The 19,133-nt window shown below is 35.9% G+C and carries 22 protein-coding genes; all 22 read right to left on the bottom strand.

The window, feature by feature from the left end; translation table 11 throughout:
• Positions 1-32: 32 nt before the first annotated feature.
• Positions 33-989: a copper transporter gene (locus H964_RS11330; protein ID WP_039767721.1), complete on the bottom strand. Its 957-nt coding sequence runs from the start codon at positions 987-989 to the stop codon at positions 33-35.
• A 5-nt stretch (positions 990-994) separates the two neighbouring features.
• The gene (gene steA, locus H964_RS11325; protein ID WP_083931535.1) at positions 995-2,110 is read right to left on the bottom strand and encodes a putative cytokinetic ring protein SteA; all 1,116 of its coding nucleotides are present in this window, start codon (positions 2,108-2,110) and stop codon (positions 995-997) included.
• Entirely contained in the window at positions 2,110-2,535 is a 426-nt protein-coding gene (gene mgsA / locus H964_RS11320) for a methylglyoxal synthase (RefSeq protein WP_039767716.1), read from the bottom strand. Before mgsA ends, steA begins: the two co-directional genes overlap by 1 nt.
• Before the next feature lie 10 nt (positions 2,536-2,545).
• Positions 2,546-3,655, bottom strand: a complete 1,110-nt coding sequence (gene rodA, locus H964_RS11315) for a rod shape-determining protein RodA (RefSeq protein WP_039767715.1) — start codon at positions 3,653-3,655, stop codon at positions 2,546-2,548.
• Entirely contained in the window at positions 3,655-3,957 is a 303-nt protein-coding gene (gene minE, locus H964_RS11310; RefSeq protein WP_039767714.1) for a cell division topological specificity factor MinE, read from the bottom strand. Before minE ends, rodA begins: the two co-directional genes overlap by 1 nt.
• Positions 3,958-3,969: 12 nt before the next feature.
• Positions 3,970-4,770, bottom strand: a complete 801-nt coding sequence (gene minD / locus H964_RS11305) for a septum site-determining protein MinD (protein WP_039767713.1) — start codon at positions 4,768-4,770, stop codon at positions 3,970-3,972.
• A gap of 29 nt (positions 4,771-4,799) precedes the next feature.
• Entirely contained in the window at positions 4,800-5,456 is a 657-nt protein-coding gene (minC, locus tag H964_RS11300; protein WP_039767712.1) for a septum site-determining protein MinC, read from the bottom strand.
• A gap of 15 nt (positions 5,457-5,471) precedes the next feature.
• Complete coding sequence (gene mrdA / locus H964_RS11295) at positions 5,472-7,577, bottom strand: penicillin-binding protein 2 (RefSeq protein ID WP_039767711.1); 2,106 nt, start codon at positions 7,575-7,577, stop codon at positions 5,472-5,474.
• The gene (locus H964_RS11290) at positions 7,574-8,098 is read right to left on the bottom strand and encodes a hypothetical protein (RefSeq protein ID WP_039767710.1); all 525 of its coding nucleotides are present in this window, start codon (positions 8,096-8,098) and stop codon (positions 7,574-7,576) included. Before H964_RS11290 ends, mrdA begins: the two co-directional genes overlap by 4 nt.
• Before the next feature lies 1 nt (position 8,099).
• Positions 8,100-8,951: a rod shape-determining protein MreC gene (gene mreC / locus H964_RS11285; RefSeq protein ID WP_039767709.1), complete on the bottom strand. Its 852-nt coding sequence runs from the start codon at positions 8,949-8,951 to the stop codon at positions 8,100-8,102.
• A 16-nt stretch (positions 8,952-8,967) separates the two neighbouring features.
• Positions 8,968-9,999: a rod shape-determining protein gene (locus H964_RS11280; RefSeq protein ID WP_011917385.1), complete on the bottom strand. Its 1,032-nt coding sequence runs from the start codon at positions 9,997-9,999 to the stop codon at positions 8,968-8,970.
• Entirely contained in the window at positions 9,999-10,607 is a 609-nt protein-coding gene (locus tag H964_RS11275) for a Maf family protein (protein WP_039767708.1), read from the bottom strand. The genes H964_RS11280 and H964_RS11275 overlap by 1 nt, the downstream gene beginning before the upstream one ends.
• Positions 10,608-10,793: 186 nt before the next feature.
• On the bottom strand, positions 10,794-12,533 hold the full coding sequence (locus H964_RS11270; RefSeq protein WP_039767707.1) for an NADH-dependent [FeFe] hydrogenase, group A6: 1,740 nt from the start codon (positions 12,531-12,533) through the stop codon (positions 10,794-10,796).
• 17 nt (positions 12,534-12,550) lie between these two features.
• Positions 12,551-14,347, bottom strand: coding sequence for an NADH-quinone oxidoreductase subunit NuoF (gene nuoF / locus H964_RS11265; protein ID WP_011917382.1), 1,797 nt, complete (start codon positions 14,345-14,347; stop codon positions 12,551-12,553).
• 17 nt (positions 14,348-14,364) lie between these two features.
• A complete protein-coding gene (locus H964_RS11260) occupies positions 14,365-14,754 on the bottom strand; it encodes a (2Fe-2S) ferredoxin domain-containing protein (protein WP_039767706.1) in 390 nt (129 codons plus the stop codon).
• The gene (locus tag H964_RS11255; protein ID WP_039767705.1) at positions 14,747-15,307 is read right to left on the bottom strand and encodes an ATP-binding protein; all 561 of its coding nucleotides are present in this window, start codon (positions 15,305-15,307) and stop codon (positions 14,747-14,749) included. The genes H964_RS11260 and H964_RS11255 overlap by 8 nt, the downstream gene beginning before the upstream one ends.
• Before the next feature lie 45 nt (positions 15,308-15,352).
• On the bottom strand, positions 15,353-15,835 hold the full coding sequence (gene nuoE, locus H964_RS11250; protein WP_039767704.1) for an NADH-quinone oxidoreductase subunit NuoE: 483 nt from the start codon (positions 15,833-15,835) through the stop codon (positions 15,353-15,355).
• Between the two features lie 108 nt (positions 15,836-15,943).
• Positions 15,944-16,639, bottom strand: coding sequence for a PHP domain-containing protein (locus H964_RS11245; RefSeq protein ID WP_039767703.1), 696 nt, complete (start codon positions 16,637-16,639; stop codon positions 15,944-15,946).
• A complete protein-coding gene (locus H964_RS11240) occupies positions 16,623-16,976 on the bottom strand; it encodes a DRTGG domain-containing protein (protein WP_011917377.1) in 354 nt (117 codons plus the stop codon). Before H964_RS11240 ends, H964_RS11245 begins: the two co-directional genes overlap by 17 nt.
• Positions 16,977-18,311 carry a [Fe-Fe] hydrogenase large subunit C-terminal domain-containing protein gene (locus tag H964_RS11235; protein WP_039767702.1) on the bottom strand — a complete coding sequence of 445 codons (1,335 nt, stop codon included), beginning with the start codon at positions 18,309-18,311 and terminating at the stop codon, positions 16,977-16,979.
• 42 nt (positions 18,312-18,353) lie between these two features.
• Entirely contained in the window at positions 18,354-18,773 is a 420-nt protein-coding gene (locus tag H964_RS11230; RefSeq protein WP_039767784.1) for an ATP-binding protein, read from the bottom strand.
• Positions 18,774-18,777: 4 nt separating this feature from the next.
• A complete protein-coding gene (locus H964_RS11225) occupies positions 18,778-19,128 on the bottom strand; it encodes a DRTGG domain-containing protein (RefSeq protein WP_039767782.1) in 351 nt (116 codons plus the stop codon).
• Positions 19,129-19,133: the final 5 nt, after the last annotated feature.

The following is a 19,133-nucleotide window of genomic DNA, read 5'->3' as shown; positions in this document are numbered from 1 at the left end:
TTCTTCCTCTCTTAGATTGTAAATGAAAATCTCTATTGAGTTGGCAATGTAGCATTTTGATATTTCTCAAGCTCAACAAGCAAACTTGTCCTTCGTTTTTCTAAAGCCTTCTTTGCATCTTCAACATTTATAAAATTGGTAGGTATTACAGAAGTTGCCTCCTTTTTAGTGCCATAATTACCACTATTCCCTCTGATTAGCTCAATTAAAGAAACCCTGCCACTTATCTCATCCACATTGTCAACCGTGCTAAGCCCCATACTTTTATAGTATTCACAATAATTTATCTCGCTGTATGACTGCTGAAGTCCTATTACATTTAAACTGTCTATATCATTTAAAAATTCGACTATCTTTCTATCAAGTTTATTAAAATTATTGTTTTGAGCTGTGTTGCCCCCAGCTAAAATGATGGTATCTGATATTCCTGACAAAAGCCTGTTCTCTTCTATATATCTCTTTTCAACAAGTTTTTTTACCAAATCACTCTTTATATCAAAGACAGAATATATAGCAATATCTTTTATGGCATCATCAGGGAATTTATAATCGCTGAAATCAACTGACAATTCCTTCTCGGTGTTTTCAATATTTAAAAATGAACTTTTGATTTTTATGACCTTGTTTATTTTAACTCCATTTTTCCTCAAAAAATCTATCAAATCATTATAAGAATAATCTGTAGATGTGATTATCAAGCTCACAGCTGACTCAGTCTTTCCTATTTTAAGATAAGCACTCACAAGTGCGTTATTTATCTTATCCTTCTGTGCAATTTGGTTTTTGTACTCATCAATCTCTTTGCTAAGTCTGTCGTTTTCTTTTTTTAAAGCTACAAGATTTTTATCTATTATATTCAGCTGCTGCTGAAACTGTTTTTGAACAAATTTTTCACTGTTCAAGGAAAAACCAATTACAATCCCAATACCCAAGGCAAGAAAGATAGAAGCAATAGTTATTATAAAGTATTTTACTCCTATTCCATTCATTGTTCTTACCTCAAGATTACTCTTAGTTTTAACTGAATCAAATAAAAGAAATACTGAAAAGGAGGAGTTACCATTAAAATTGCCAATATTGGAATTAAAGCAGAAAGTATCAAAACTCCTATATACTTTAGACTTACCCTTTCTGTGTAGAGTTTCGACACACCCCGCGCATCAACAAGCTTTGAACCAATTTTGAGCCTAACCAAAAAGGTACTGGACATACCTTTCCTTCCCTTTTCTAAAAAGTCAAGCATGCTGCTATGTGAACCAACTGAGACTATCAGCTCAGCACCTTTTTCATACGCCAAAAGTAAAGCTACATCTTCACTTGTTCCAGGACATGCAACAACCTTTGCTTGAAGCCCTAAGGACTCAATGCGCTTTAATCCTGGTGCGTATCCGTTTGGATATGAGTGGACAACAATCTCATCGCACATAAATAGACTCTCTTCTGAAACGCTATCCATATCTCCAATTATTATATGAGGTTTAATTTTCTCTTGCAGCAACGCATCTGCAGCACCATCCACTGCTATTATTACAGGTTTTACCTCTATAATATAGTTTTTTATGGCTTTTATATCTTTTTTAAAGCTACTACCACGCGTAACAACGAGAACATGTCTTCCAGCAATCTTGGTCTTGAGCTCAGGCATTTCAAACTGTCCTAATATGAATCCTTTTTCCCTTTTTGCATATTCAAAAGTATTTTCTATAAAATCTTCTAATAGATTTTCCATTTCTTTGAAACTCTTTTGGTAAAAATATTCAAATTCATCTTTTTTCAAGTATTTCGCCATACACAAATACTTACCATTTAGATATATCTTATCTTCTTTAATTTCCAAAAGATCGCCTTCCTTAATTTGGTTAAATATATCTTCACCTAAATCGTCAATAATTGTCACACCATTAGAAAGAAGAATCCTTGCTCCAAGGGCAGGAAATCTTCCTGTAAAGGATTTAGCACAGTTTACTATAATCTTTACTTTCTTTTCTAAAAGCGAATAAGCAGCAACCTCATCAATGTCTTCATGTAATATTACTGGTATATCATCTGGTTTGAGGCGCTTAACTAAATTTTTTGTCTTTCTGTCAATCTTAACCTTTCCTTTTACCATTATTTATCACTCTTATTTTTTTGAAGTTGGGGATTAACAATCTCACGCCATGACAAGTCTCCCCTGTCAAGTGCTTTTATCAAAAGTTCTGCTGTTGCTATATTTGTTGCAAGTGGAATGTTGTGAACGTCGCAAAGTCTCAAAAGAGCATTCACATCTGGCTCATGAGGCTGTGCTGTCAGAGGATCTCTTAAAAATATCACCATGTCTATCTGGTTGTACGCAATCAAAGAGCCTATTTGCTGGTCACCACCAAGCGGCCCTGGTAAAAATCTATGGACCTCAAGTCCAGTTGCTTCTTGAATTAGCCTTCCAGTTGTACCTGTTGCGTATAAAGTGTGTTTCGAAAGTATGAATTTATACGCTATAGCAAACTGAACCATGAGTTCTTTCTTTTTGTCATGCGCAATAAGTGCTATATTCATCTTCTTCACCTCAAAACATAGTTTTTATATTTTCTCTGTAGATATTCTGAACTATCCCAAGCGATGCCATGGAGGTAAGCATAGAACTTCCTCCATAGCTTATAAAAGGTAACGGAATTCCTGTTACAGGCATAATACCAAGTGTCATAGCGATATTTACAAACATTTGGAAACCGAACATTCCAGCAATTCCTGCTACAATATATGAACCAATCTTATCTTTACAGTCAGATGCTATTTTGATTAGATTTATAATCAACAATGAGTAAAGTACTATTATTATTACGCATCCAATAAATCCTATTTCCTCACCTGCAACTCCAAATATAAAGTCTGATTCTTTGACAGGTAGATAATTTAACCTATTTATAGTACCCATAAAAAGCCCTTTTCCAAATAGTTTACCAGAGCCTATTGCAATTTTTGAATACATGACTTGCCAACCTTTACCTAATGGATCAAGCTCTGGGTTAAACAAAATTCTCACTCTATCCTTTTGATAATCAAGAAGTATAAACTCCCACGCAATGGGTATGAACACAGCAAGTGCCCCCATTGCTATATAAAAGTACCGAAGGCTTAAACCTGCTACAAACAGAATTGTCACAATTATTGCAACAAAGACCGAAGCTGTTCCTAAGTCAGGTTGTTTGAGAACAAATACTATAGGTATGATAGCAAAAAACAAAACTTTTGCAAGATTTTTAAAAGCATTAATGTTTTCTTGCATTGAAACAACCTTTGCAAAAAATATTACCATTAAAAGCTTAGAAATCTCAGATGGCTGGAACGATAAAGGTCCAATCTTAATCCACCTTTGGCCGCCCAACACATTTATTCCGTTGATATCAACATAAAGAAGTAGTCCTATTATTATCAAATAAATAATAACATAAAAGTTGGTCAGAATTCTATAGTCAATTATTGAAAATACAAAAAATAGAACAAAACCTAAACAAAACCAAATAACTTGGGATACTACCAGCTTATACTTACCTGTGTCAAGTATATTGCTTGCACTTGCAATCAACACAAAACCTATGACACACAGCAAAATCATCAATACTATTAAAAAAACATTATACCTTTTTTTTATTGTTTCCTCATTCTGAACAATCATCAATTTTCAGCCTCATCATTAATAATTTCTGATTTTTTAACAGACTTAATTGGTATATTTGCAATCAAAGCAGGTACAAATTCACCTTTTTGCTCAGAGGGAGTTCTTGTTATCTGAATCTCCAATAGTTTATCATCAATTACTATATATTTTTGTATCGCATTCAGTATTTCATTTTTAATAAGCTCTAATAGCTCAGGCGAGACATTTGCCCTGTCATGGATTAAAACAAGTTTTAACCTTTCCTTTGCAATGTCTTTTGAAGATTGCTTGTTAAAAAACTTGTTAAAAAATTCAAACATTAACAATTCCTCCTATGAGTTATTTAAACCAAACAATCTCTTTATTTTGCCAAAAAAACCTAAGTTTTCTTCATTGCTCACAATAGGAATATCCTCACCTAATATTCTTCGTGCTATATTCCTATACTCCTGTCCTGCTCTTGATTTTTCGTCTGTCACAATTGGTTCTCCTTTGTTTGTAGAGATAATGATCTTCTCATCGTCTGGAATAATCCCTAAAAGGCTAATTGACAATATCTCTAAAATGTCATCAATGTCCATCATATCCCCTCGTTTTACCATGTCAAATCTAATCCTGTTAATGATAAGCTTTGGGTTATGTAATTCATAAGCCTCTAAAAGACCAATTATTCTATCAGCATCTCTGACAGCTGAAACCTCAGGAGTTGTTACAACAATTGCCTTATCTGCACCAGCAATTGCATTTTTGAAACCTTGTTCAATTCCAGCTGGACAGTCAATTAAAATAAAATCAAAATCTTTTCTAAGTTCATTACACAGAGTTTTCATCTGTTCAGGTGAAACAGCAGTCTTATCCTTTGACTGAGCAGCTGGCAGAAGATAAAGTCCTTCAAACCTTTTGTCTTTGACCAAGGCTTGTTTTGGCTTGCATCGTCCTTCCACAACATCAACTATGTCAAAGACTATTCGATTCTCTAAACCCATAACAACATCTAAGTTTCTAAGACCAATGTCTGCATCAATTAAAAGAACCTTTTTACCAAGTATACTCAAGTAAGTCCCCACATTGGCAGTGGTTGTTGTTTTACCAACACCACCTTTACCAGATGTAATTACATATACCTCTCCCATTCTTTAAAACTCTCCTTTTTATTAAGTTTTTAAAATTGACTTACAGGCTTTATTACAATTGTGTCATCTTCAATGTACGCAACTTCTGGGACTCTTTCTTGCTCTTGATTCTGTTCGTCAGGTGCTCTGGCAATTATATTTGCAATTCTAATTTGAACGGGATTCATCTCAATGGCGAACACAACTGCATCTTTGTTGCCTGATGCTCCTGCATGCGCCACACCTCTCAAAGCTCCTAATATAATAATGTTATTTGCTGATATGACTTCAGCCCCTGGGTTTACATCCCCAATTATTATTATATCCGTATCTGATTTTACAACCTGCCCTGACCGTAACGTACCTTTGTATATTTTTGCATCTTTAGAACTGGTTGAAAATAACATCTTCTTCTCATCTGACTCATTTGACATTGGCACAAGGTGATGAAAGTTAATTTCGTCCCACGGGAATATTATATCATGTACTCCTCCAAATGTCTTCATGATATCTATCAATTTTTGCAATTCATAACTATTTAGTCTTCTTCCTATAAATTGAATTGGAATTTCATAGCCTGAAAAGAAGTTTTTACCATTAACAATCTTCTGCTTAAAGTAATCACAAATGGTATCAAAATCACAGCTATTGTCCAAAATAACAGCTATTCCTTTCCCAAAACCTTTCAATACAACTGGTTCACTCAAACCTGTTTCCCCCTTTTAATGCGATGTAGCGCCTTGCCCATTTTGCAAGTCAAAATAGCTATCAATTATATCCCTTGCAACATATGCAGCATAAGAACCATGTCCACCATTTTCTAACACAATAGCAAAGGCAATTTGCGGATCATCGTAGGGAGCAAAACCGACAAACCAACCATGTGCATCCGAAGAGGTAGAATACTGTGAAGTACCTGTCTTTCCTGCAACAGTAAAAGGCAAATTTTTAAACGCTTGTCTTGCCGTACCTCCTTCTTCAGTTGTGACACTCTTCATCCCTTCAAAAACTGCTTGTTTTGTAGCAAGCGACATATTGACCCTACTCAAAACCTTTGGTTTTGAATTGTAAATAACCTTTCCATTTGCATCAACAATTTTATCTATCAGATTTACCTGATACCTTGTTCCGCCATTTGCAACAGTTGCAATAAAGCTAGCCATCTGAACGGGAGTAAATGCATTTATAGACTGACCAATTGCTGCTAAAACTGTGTCACCAGGATACCATGGCTGGTTGAATATATTCTTCTTGTTTTCCTCATTTGCAAGAATACCATTGGACTCTCCATCAAGTTGGATATTTGTTTTTCCGCCCAGTCCAAACAAATTGGCATACTTGTCAATCCTGTCAATTCCAAGCCTTCTACCAGTTTCATAAAAAAACACGTTGCACGAAACTTTCAATGCATTGACAACATCTACCCATCCGTGTGTTCTGCGGTACCTATTCCACAGCCAACAAGCTGGCATAAAACCAGATTTTGCATAGTACATGTATCGGCCCGTATCTAATATTTTCTCGTTGGGTTTTATCACACCTTCTTGCAAGCCTGCTATTGCCGTCAAAATCTTAAAAGTTGAACCAGGTGGATAAACACCTGCAATAGCTCTATTAAACATTGGCCTGTTAGGGTCATTTATTAGTTTATTCCACTCATTTATTGTAATTCCTTTTATAAATATGTTTGGGTCATAAGAAGGATAGCTTGTGAGTGCAAGGACATTTCCTGTTTTTACATCAATCACAACAGCTGCTCCTGCTGTTGCCTTTGGGAATCTTTCTCCAAACTCTCCGTTTCTTATTTTTTCTAATACATTTTTGAGCGAGTTATAAGTAACCTGCTGCAATTTGTCATCAATTGTGAGGTAAATATTTGCTCCTTTTATTGGCTCTTTTTCAACCTTGACATTATTTATTCTCCCAAACTTGTCAACTTCAATAAGCTGTATTCCATCTTTGCCACGCAAATAATCTTCATATTTCTTTTCTATTCCCTCAACGCCAATGAGACTGTCTGCTGAATATCCTTTGTCTCTTAACTTTTCATATTGCTCTTGTGTAATTTTCCCTACTCTTCCTACGACAAAAGCATTATAAACTGCATCTTTATAAACTCTTACTGCCTTCACATCTATGTTGACAAAAGAAAATTCTTTTCGTCTTTCCTCTATTTGTGCAATAGTTTTCATTGAAATATCTATTGCTATTGTAACAGGTTGGTACATCTGATAATAATTGTAAAATAACATATCCTCAATTGCCATAACCTGAAGGGTCAGGTTCAAATCAAGATTGTCTGGGATGTAAAACCTTTTTCTAAGAAGATTAAATGCTTGCTCAGCGGTATAATTTAAAGGTATATTCCTGTCCTTTTTCCATTGGTATTCAACCTTTTTAGCAAGTTTTTTGTCATTTATACCAAAGTCAAATCTTATAGGATTTATAGCAATCTTGAACTGATTTAATATCTTGTCGTTATTTTTATTTAAAATCTTAACAATTTCAATGATCTTTCTTGTAAACTCCTTCTTCTCCTCTTCTGTTCTAAGCTGCTGAGTTTTTAAAATCTGCAGGACATATGCTGGTCTGTTGTCAGCAAGAGGCCTTCCGTTTCTATCAAAGATGATTCCCCTTGGCGCCTCTAAATTTGCTTTTTGCATAATTCTTCTCTCTGAAACCTCATAATAATAGTTGCCCTTGATTATCTGAAGATAACCTAACCGAATAATTAAGATAGTTGTCATGCATATAAAAAGTATGTATAAAAATGTCCACCTATTGAAAACTTTCTTTTCTCTTAATTTTTCAATGAATAATATCTTCATTCTTCTTTTAAATTTCTCCCCTTTTTAAGTCTGAGAAGATATTTACTCTCTTTTGATATAACAAGGTAAATAAATATTCCAGATATTGAGTCTAAAATGAACTGAATCACTGAGGTACTTAAAATCAAAGACACATTAGGTATGGTTTTGTTTACATAGCTCTCTATTAAATACTGTAAAAGATTTTTAGACAGCAAAAAGCTGAAAAGATAGATTAAAAAGATTTCTATTCTCTCCAAATAGATCCTCTCTTTTAATCGTTTGTTTACAAATAGGAGCGCAACCATTAGGAAGACATCTATAAAAAAGCTGTTGGTAAATATGGAACAAAATATAAAAATTAAAATCATATTTGCAATTAGAGCATCAGTAAACTCAAAAAAAATTACATTACACACAAGAAGTGGAATGTACAATAATATTGAATTTCCCTTTATATACACAATTTCTTGTAAAACCGTCTGCAGCACAGTCGCTCCAATTATATTTGCACCGTATAATATTACCTTATTTTTAAACAATTCACCTAACACCTACCGAAAAATTTATACCTTTTACTTTTTTTAGTACCATGACATACTCTATATTTTCGATATCTACTGCAGGCTTTATTAGTATGTTCTTCGTAAGTTCAAACTTGTCATTTTTTATTTGGACAATCTTTCCTATAACAATGCCTTTTGGAAATATCTCACCCATTCCAGATGTAATGACAACATCATTTACTTTGACCTTCGAATCTTTTGAAACATATTTCAGTTCACAAAGCCCTTTTCCCATAAGGTTAAGATTTCCCCTTACAACTCCAATATCCCTTGTTCTTACAACCATGGCAGATGCCGAGAAATCTGCATCTAATAAAGTCTCAACCTTTGCCCAATTCAGGCCACAGTCAACAATACTACCAACTAAGCCTCGGTTGTTTACAACCACCATATTCTTTCTAATTCCATCTTTCAAACCTTTGTCTATAATAAAATAACTTAACCACCCCTCAGACGACCTGAGTGTGACCCGTGCCACTTCATAATCAGCAGCTGTTTCAATTTGATTTTTAAGCCCAAGAAGTTCTTTTAACTTTTTGTTTTCACTTTTTATTTCTTCAATTGTTACTCTATCAGTGCTTAGTTTGTCAAGCTGTTCTTTTAAATGTTTATTTTCGGCAATAATCTGATTCAAATGTGTAATACCATTTATATATTCCTTTATACTTCTAATTATTTTAACAACCTTAGAATTGACAGGAACATAGCCATCTTTCATCTTTTTCGAAATTATATTTGAGCCATAGTTTTGGATAGAAATTATAGTTGCAATAATGCTAAACAAAAAAGACACTATAATAATTATTGCAATGAAAACATTCTTTTTCAAAACATTTCATCCTCCACTATCTTGAGCTCCTATTAATCATAACCTTCTGCAATGTTTCAAGCTCTTCTAACGCCTTTCCTGCTCCAAGCGCAACACAGTCAAGTGGTCTTTCTGCTATGTGAACAGGCAAACCTGTCTCTTGCTTAATTAGCTTATCAAGCCCTTTTAAAAGTGCTCCTCCACCTGTTAACATTATCCCCCTTTCCATAATGTCTGCTGCAAGCTCAGGAGGAGTCTTCTCAAGGGTCTGTTTAATTGCATCAACTATTGCCATAACAGGTTCTCTTAAGGCATCCCGTATCTCAGATGAAGAAACCTTTATTGTCTTTGGAAGGCCAGTTATTAAGTCTCTCCCTTTAATTTCATACCATTCTTCTTTTTCCAATGGATATGCTGAGCCAATTTTTATTTTTATTTCTTCTGCTGTTCTATCACCAATCATAAGATTGTATTCTTTCTTTATATAATTTGAAATAGCTTCATCAAACTCATCACCAGCAATTCTCAAAGATTTGCTGGTCACAATACCACCAAGCGAGATTACTGCAACCTCAGAAGTCCCACCGCCAATATCAACCACCATACTCCCTGCTGGCTCGTCAATCGGAAGACCAGCACCAATTGCTGCTGCCATTGGCTCTTCCATTATATAAACCTCTTTTGCACCTGCTTTATATGCTGATTCCTCTACTGCTCTTCTTTCAACCTCAGTCACTCCTGATGGGACACAAATAACCACTCGTGGCTTAAGACCCAACAAAGATTTTTTGTATGCTTTTTCTATAAAGTATTTTAGCATAACCTGAGTTGTATAAAAATCCGCAATAACTCCATCTTTTAGCGGTCTGATAGCTACAATATTTCCAGGTGTTCTTCCAATCATTTCTTTTGCTTCATTGCCAACCGCTAAAATTTTTCCTGTATCCTTTTGAACAGCAACAACAGAAGGCTCGTTTACAACAATGCCCTTGCCACGTAAATGAACCAATGTATTTGCTGTGCCCAAGTCAATTCCTAAATCTCTATAAAGCGACTTTAATAATCCCATTATAACTCTCCTTTCATCAAGTCATATCCTAATTTTTGTAGCATGGTGTTTAGCTTGTACAGGGGAAGACCAACAACATTGTAAAAACAACCCTCTACCTTTTCAACTATCAAACTTCCAAAACCTTGAATCGCGTATGCTCCTGCCTTGTCAAAAGGTTCACCTGTCTTTATATATCTTAATATCTCTTCGTCACTCATCTGTTTTATATAAACATAACTTTTTTCAAAGTCAACTAAAATTTGGCGACAACTATCATCAATTATGCAGACACCTGTAAAAACTGTATGGCGTTTGGCGCTTATCTTTTTTAACATGTAAAAAGCTTCCTCTTCATTTGATGGTTTGCCAAGAATAGTGCCTTCTATGAAAACAATTGTATCGGCTGAAATTATTAAAGAATCTTTTGCACTCTCACCAAGCCTCCTGAAAACCTCTTCAGCTTTTTTCTTAGCTAAATTCATCGCATTTTTCTCTGGTGGTAAGTCAGGGTCAATAATTTCATCTACATTTGAAGGAACTATATCAAACTTTATTCCAAATTGTTTTAAAAGTTCTATTCGCCGTGGGGAAGAAGATGCAAGTATCACTTTCTTCAATTTCGAAATATAACCCCTTTCGCTTTTTTTTGAAATTATAACCTCACTTTTAGTTTGTGGTAAAATTGAGACCTCTGATAATTTATTATATCATTTAAATGTTGCAAAAAAAATAACTTTCGATAAAAAAAGAAGCTGGCAAATGAACAAACCAGCTTCTTCCAGGAAATTGTAAGATATTCTTATGGCTCCTTTTTAATACAATGGTCTTCTTTTGTAATGTGTATGAAGTATATGATGTGCTTTTTCACTATTTGGATGTTCTAAGAATTCATCGTAAAGTCTCTTAATAGTTGGATTTTCATGAGACTTTCTTATTGGCAGTGACCTATCCTCGTCATATATAGCACTTGCTCTGAGTTTTGCAACATCTACCCTTTCTCTTACCTTTGCTGGGATAATTGGCTGGCCACCGCCCATTATACAACCACCAGGACATGCCATGATTTCTATAAAGTGATATTCCTTTTCACCGTTTTTAACCATCTCAAGCAGTTTCTTTGCATTAGCAAGCCCGTGTGCAACTGCAGCCTTTATCTTCATTGTACCAACATCAATTTCTGCCTCTCTAATTCCTTCCAAACCACGAACCTGTGTAATTTCTACATTTTCAAGTGGCTTCCCTGTCAAAATCTCGTATACTGTTCTAAGTGCTGCTTCCATTACACCACCTGTTGTGCCAAAAATGACACCTGCACCTGTTGCATCACCCATTGGATCGTCAAAATGATTGTCTGGCAGGTTAACAAAATCTATTCCTGCTTCCTTTATCATCCGAGCAAGTTCTCTTGTTGTCAGCACAGCATCTACATCAGGATATCCACTTGCTGCAAGCTCTTCTCTTTGCGCTTCAAACTTTTTGGCTGTGCATGGCATTATGGAGACTACAAACATGTTAGCAGGATCAATTCCCATCTTCTGCGCATAGTATGTCTTCAAAATTGCTCCAAACATCTCATGTGGAGATTTGCAAGTTGATAAATTGTCTAAGAATTCTGGGAAGTAGTGTTCACAGAATTTTATCCATCCAGGTGAGCATGAAGTAATAAGCGGAAGCTTCCCACCATTTTTGATTCTATTTATAAGCTCTGTGCCTTCTTCCATGATTGTAAGGTCTGCACCTGTGTCTGTGTCAAATACCTTGTCAAATCCAAGCATCTTAAGAGCTGTTACCATCTTACCTGTCACACGGGTCCCAATCGGAAGACCAAATTCCTCACCAAGCGCAACTCTTACAGCTGGTGCTGTTTGAACAACAACATATTTGTTCTTATCAGCCAAAGCCTTCCATACGATGTCAGTAGAATCCTTTTCACGAAGTGCCCCGACAGGGCATGCTTGGATACACTGACCACACATTGTACATGCAACATCATTTAAACTTCTGTCAAACGCTGTTGAGACAACTGTTCTGAAACCTCTATAGTTTGCATTTATAACACCAACTTCTTGGACATTTCTACATACATTAATACATCTTTTGCAAAGTACACATTTGTTCGGGTCTCTAACAATTGAAGGTGAAAAGTCGTCAAGTGGCCGTCTTATATTTTCACCTTCATATCTTATCTGCTTTACGTTTAAATCCTCAGCCAGTCTTTGAAGTTCACAATTGCCACTCCTTATACATGTTAAGCAGTTTCTGTCATGGTTGGACAAAATCAGCTCAAGATTAACCTTTCTTGCTCTTCTTACTCTTTCACTGTTTGTGATAACCTCCATACCTTCTGACACAGGATAAACACAAGCTGCTTGCAAGCTCCTTGCACCTTTTATTTCAACAACACACATCCTACAAGCGCCAATCTCATTTATACCTTTTAAGTAACAAAGGGTTGGAATTTCAACTCCTGCCTCACGTGCTGCTTGCAAAACAGTGTAGTCCTTTGGTACCTGAAGTTTCTTGCCATCTATTGTTATATTCACCATCTCCATTTGTTGTACCCTCCTTCTTAAGCCTTCTTAGAGATTGCTTTGAATGGACATTTTTCTATACATACTCCACACTTAATACACTTTTCTTGATCAATCTCAAACGGCTTTTTAATCTGCCCAGTTATAGCATTTGCAGGACAGTTCTTAGCACAGATACCACAGCCTTTGCAAAGATCTTTGTCAATTACAATTCTTAAAAGTGCCTTACATGCCCCTGCTGGACATCTCTTTTCTTTGACATGTGCTTCATATTCATCTCTAAAGTATCTGAGTGTACTCAAAACTGGATTTGGTGCTGTCTGACCAAGTCCACAAAGAGCGCTGTCCTTAATTGAATATGCAAGCTCTTCTAACTTCTCTAAATCCTCTTCTGTCCCGTTTCCACTTGTAATCTTTTGCAAAATCTCAAGCATTCTTCTTGTTCCTATTCTACATGGTGGACACTTTCCACATGACTCATCAACTGTGAACTCTAAGAAGAACTTTGCTATATCAACCATACAGGTATCTTCATCCATTACAATCATGCCACCAGAACCCATCATTGTACCAAGAGCTGTGAGTGAGTCAAAGTCAATTGGTGTATCCATAAGTGATGCAGGAATGCATCCACCAGATGGTCCACCTGTCTGAACAGCTTTGAATTTCTTACCACCTGGTATTCCACCGCCAATGTCTTCGACTATTTCTCTTACAGTTGTCCCCATTGGAACTTCAATAAGTCCTGTGTTGTTGACCTTTCCAACAAGTGCAAATACCTTTGTACCCTTGCTCTTTTCTGTTCCGATTGATGCAAACCACTCTGGTCCTTTGAGGATTATCACAGGAATATTTGCATACGTCTCAACATTGTTCAAAAGTGTTGGTTTGCTCCAAAGTCCCTTTACAGCTGGGAATGGTGGTCTTGGTCTTGGCTCTCCACGATGACCTTCAATTGATGTCATTAAAGCTGTCTCCTCACCGCAAACAAATGCACCAGCACCAAGTCTTATCTCTATATCAAATTCAAAGTCTGTTCCCAAAATATTCTTGCCCAGAAGCCCATACTCTCTTGCCTGGTTTATCGCAATCTCAAGTCTCTTGACAGCCAGCGGATATTCAGCCCTGACGTAAACATAGCCTTGTTTTGAGCCAATTGCATAACCAGCAATTGCCATAGCCTCAATAACAGAATGTGGGTCACCCTCTAAGATGCTCCTATCCATGTACGCACCAGGGTCACCTTCGTCAGCATTGCAGACAACATACTTAACATCACCTGGTGCTTTTGCTGCAAATTCCCATTTCAAACCTGTTGGGAATCCACCGCCACCTCTTCCTCTTAAGCCCGACCTTTTTACCCAGTCAATTACCTGCTCTGGAGTCATCTCTGTCAAGACCTTTGCTAAAGCTTTGTATCCGTCGTATGCTATATACTCTTCAATGTTTTCTGGATTTATAACACCGCAGTTTCTAAGAGCAATTCGCATCTGCTTTTTGTAGAACTTGACTTCATTTAAGGACCTTATCTGGCCTTCTTCAAGTGACTCTTTATACAAAAGCCTTTTTACTATTCTTCCTTTTAAAAGATGTTCTTCCACAATCTCTTTTACATCAGAGTCTGCAACCTTACTATAGAATGCACCTTCGGGATAGACAATGACAATCGGACCTTCTGCACAAAGTCCAAAACATCCCGTACGAATTACTTGAACCTCATCTTTTAAGTTGAAATTTTCTATCTCTTTCAAAAATGCATCATATATCTTGTCTGACCCACCTGATGTACAACCTGTCCCACCACATACAAGAACATGTGCTCTATATAATGGCATTATTGCTTACCTCCCTTTTATTTGTTTGCTTCTTTATTTTCTTCATAGCCAATTGTGTATTCATAAACTGGCTTTCCATTCACAATATGCTCAGCAACAACTTTTGAAACTTTTTCAGGTGTCATTTTTACATATGTTACCTTCTCTTTGTTTGGCTCATATACTTCTACAATTGGCTCATATTTGCAAAGACCTATACAGCCAGTCTGAACAACTGTTACATTCTTAAGATTTCTTTTTTGAATCTCCTCAACAAACTTTAGCATAACAGGTCTTGCACCTGCTGCTATTCCACATGTTGCCATACCAACTACTATTCTGATTCCCTCTCCTTGCTGTTTTCTAAATTCAAGCTCTTCCAATGCCTTTTTTCTTATCTCTTCAAGTTCCTGAATAGACTTAATCATTGAAATTCGCACCTCCAAATAAATTTGATAACCCTCTTGAGAGCTCTTCCTTAATAAACTCTTGTACACTTGGCAAATTGAGAGGTACATCATCTCCAAGAACACTTTTTAGCTTATTTGTATCAAAAACAAACTCTTTTTTGTCAGCTCTGTGCACATAAACAAAATCCACATCTGGCGCACCACATATCAAAAGTAGGAGAGTATCAACAATATTTCCAAGTGGTGGCCTGTCAATGTGCGAATGCTGAAGCTTAATTTTTACTTTTGTGCCATTTTCAGATGACTCAATAAAAAGCTTTCCATTACAGTCTTTTGCAAGCTGTGAGGCAAGTGCCAAACCAAGTCCTACCTTTCTTGTCTTCCTTGTAGTATAAAAAGGATTTGTCACCTCATTTATTAACTCTTTTGGTATACCTCTCCCATTGTCTTCAATCGAGATCGAAAATATATCATTTTCTAAATCTTCGACAATCTCAATCTTGACAAACGTTGCCCCAGCTTCAATTGAATTTTGCACAAGGTCAAGGATATAAAGTGAAAGTTCGTTCAACCAAATCACCCTATTTTATTCTTATCACACAGACATTTTGTTAAGTTAATATCTTGACAAGATATTTTCAATATCTTCAGGTGCTAATTTCCCATAGACAGTGTTATCAATTACAACAACAGGTGCAAGTCCACAAGCTCCTAAGCATCTTGTTGCTTCAATAGAGAATTTCCCATCTTCAGTTGTGCCACCAACGTCAATCTTTAATAGCTCTTTTAATTTCTCCAAAATTTTATCTGCACCTTTTACATAGCAAGCAGTTCCCATGCATACACTAATCTTGTGATCCCCTGTTGGTTTTAATGTAAACCTTGTATAAAATGTTGCTACCCCATAAACCTCTGCCATTGGTATGTTCAGACCCTCTGCAATTCTCTTTTGTACCTCGTATGGCAAGTATCCAAATAGCTCTTGTGCCTCATGCAAAACAGGAATTAGAGCACCTCTTCTTGATTTGTTTTTTTCAATAATTTCATCAAGTTTTTTGAAATTTTCCTCGGTCAGATTTTTGCCTTGGCAACAAGACATTAAATCGCATCCCCCTTCTATTGTTAGAAATTTAACATATTCAATTACACCTACTTTCACTATTGTAACATATAATAGGGTATAAATGAAGTATAAATTTTGGAGAATTTACTTGAAAAATATTGTATACAGTATATCACTTTCAATAAAAAATTCCTTTTCGTTAATATCCCACAGATGATGTGCATCAGAGGAGTGTAAAAAGATATACCTGCTATCTTTCGGCAAAAACTTTGAAAATTCAAATTCGTTGACTTTTGAGACTTCAAGAATTGAAACATCTTTTAGTTCATCTGGTAATGTCCCCAGCCTTCCAATTATTCCATAGGATTGTCTATTGATATGAGCTGGAACAAAAATCATATTGTAAAACTTTGAAATTTCATAAACTTGAGATATACTTAAATTCAGTGGTTGTAGCAGGAGTTTTTCGTAGCTTCCGACAATATTGTCTTCCTTGTCCACTAAGAACTGATTTCCATATATATCCTCTCTCAAGGCTACGTTTGGAAGATTTTCTTCAATAATCTCTTGAAACTCTTCCACTACAGAGAAATCTTTGAAATATAAAAGAACATGGACTTCTTCACAAGTTTCTATCTCAACACCAGGGATAAATAAAATCCCAAGATGTTTTGCAACCTCTGAGAACTCTTTTAAATTCAATGTAGAATTATGGTCTGTTATGGAAATTACATTTAGTCCCTTTATCTTTGCCATGTTTATTATATTATTTGGGGTCATGTCATTGTCAGCACAGGGTGAGAGTGCAGAGTGAATATGCAGGTCATAATAAAGTTTCATTTTGACCTTCCTTCTCTTGAAGAATTAGTAATTTTGCAGTCTCAAAATGAGAAAGCTCGGTTGTGAAAATAGGAATATTTTCCTGTTTAGATTTTTGAAGCATATTGGCATCTGGCTTTACTCCTTCTGTTAATATGATAGCCTTCACATCTCTCAAAGTTGCCACTGCAATGACATTTATATTGTTCTGAATTGTAATCCAAATGCTATTGTCTTTGATATGTGAAATTGCAAAGCTTAAAACATCTCCAATATACACATTTTCATACACATCATTATCTCTAATAACATCATTCACAAGGTTAAAATATTTTCTTAGGTACGCAACTCTTGGCATTTATTCCTCATCCCTTTCAAGTGATGGTGGTAGTTTATTCGAAAGCTCAACCATTTTATTTGCAAGCTCTTTAATATTTTCACGAAGGATAAAGATACAATCTGTATCGTTTGCCAAGCCTCTGACTATGTCCTCTGCAAGGGTTTTGCATGTTGGAGAACCACATGCGCCACAGTCCAAACCAGGCAAAATTTTTAATATCTCATTTACTCTCTCATACTTTTTCATAGCCTCTTCGATGTCAGAATCAAGTTCTAATACAGGGTTTGCCTCCAATTCTTTTCTAAACAAAAGGTCTTCCATCTTTATTCCAACGTCATTGACAATTTTTCGAGTATTTTCTTCTAACATTTGAGCTTTGTCTGCAAGTTTAGAAGACCACTTTTTGATTCTATTCTTGGCAACATATGGATTTTCTACCGTCAACGGCCCACCAACACAACCTCCACTACATGCAAGTCCTTCAAAGTAAATAATATTATTCAGCCTTCCATTCTCAATCTCTTCCAAAACCTTTATAACATTATGAATCCCATCCACATTTACATACTCATCAATTCCCAAAGCTAAACTTTCTCCACCAGAGGCTGCCCATCCAATTCCTTTTCCGGATGCAATAGAAATAGGCTTCGCATCTTTTATACTTTTTAGCTTGCTTCTAACAAGTCCATAGATATCTTTGATAGCAATTACTCCATCAACATATGACTTTTCAAATCCAAGAGGCAAGTTTACGTAAGTCATCTTTGCTGCACAAGGTGAGATGAAAAAAGCACCTATCCTATCCATCTCAATGCCTTTTTGCTTGTTTATTCTCTTTTTTGCGAGGTGGGCAGCAACCTCCATTGGAGAAGCAAGTGGGAGGATATTATCAATCAAATCTGGGAATTTTGTCTGGATAAGCCTTACCACTGCTGGGCAGGCAGAAGAAATTATGGGTCTTTTATCTCTCTTTTTTGAAATAAACTCCTTTGTAAACTCTGTTACAATCTCTGCTGCTTTTGCCACTTCAAATATGTCGTCAAATCCTATTTCTAACAATGCATGTAATAGTTTATTGATATCATCTGTTTCAAATTGAGCATAAAATGAGGGTGCTGGTAGAGCAACTTTATATTCGTATTTTTTTATATCATCTAAACTATTTGTTACAGCATATTTTGCGTGATACGGGCATGTTCGTATACACTCACCACAGTCTATACATCTTTGATCGATAATTCTGGCTTTTGAACTTCTCACTCTTATTGCTTCTGTTGGACACTTTTTAATACAATTTGTACACCCTCTGCACTTCTCTCTGTCAAGCATTATCGAATGCAGATTAAAAGGCATTTTAAAATTCACTTCCTTAAAAGAATATTAAGATAATTTAAATTATTTGTTGAACACGACCATATACACCCTTGTTCCACTGCCTTTTTGGGACTCAATCTCAAAATGATCAGAATATTTTTTCATATTAGGAAGACCCATACCCGCGCCAAATCCTAAGTTTCTTATTTCTTCAGGAGCTGTCGAGTACCCTTCCATCATTGCAAGTTCAACATTCTCTATTCCAGGGCCTCTGTCTTCAGCAATTATTTCAATCTTGTCTTTTGAGATGATGGCTTTCAAAATTCCACCTACAGAATGTATAACAATATTCATCTCTGCTTCGTATGAAATGATGGCAACCTTTTTCAAAATTTCAGGCTTAACTCCCAACTTTTTTAAAGCATCCTTAATCTTGCTTGAGGCCTCTCCAGCTAATACAAAATCTCCAGCTTTGATGTCAAACTCCATTGAAAGCAGCATCTTTTCAGCACCTTTCTTTTCCCAACCCATTTTCATAGAGTATTCCACATGCCTGAAACATTGGAAAGTCTGTAGAGTAAAGAGCTATGCATTTTTCTTTTGCCAACTTCAACATCTCTTCTGAGGGTTGCTTTCCACGAACAATTATAACAGCCTTTATATCCATCATTTCAGCTGTACGAATAACCTGAGGATTGACAAGACCAGTAAGTAGAATTACCTTTTCCTTTACAAAGGCTAAAACATCACTCATCAAATCAGAACCACAAGCATTTAAAAATTCTTCTTCAGAAAGTTCTTGAGGCTCAAAAAAAACCTTACATTTTAAAAGATCTTTTATTTTTGATAATTTCATAACTT

This window comes from Caldicellulosiruptor sp. F32 (genome assembly GCF_000404025.1).
Lineage (GTDB): Bacteria > Bacillota > Thermoanaerobacteria > Caldicellulosiruptorales > Caldicellulosiruptoraceae > Caldicellulosiruptor > Caldicellulosiruptor saccharolyticus.
This window is presented reverse-complemented; position numbering and strand designations above follow the sequence as displayed.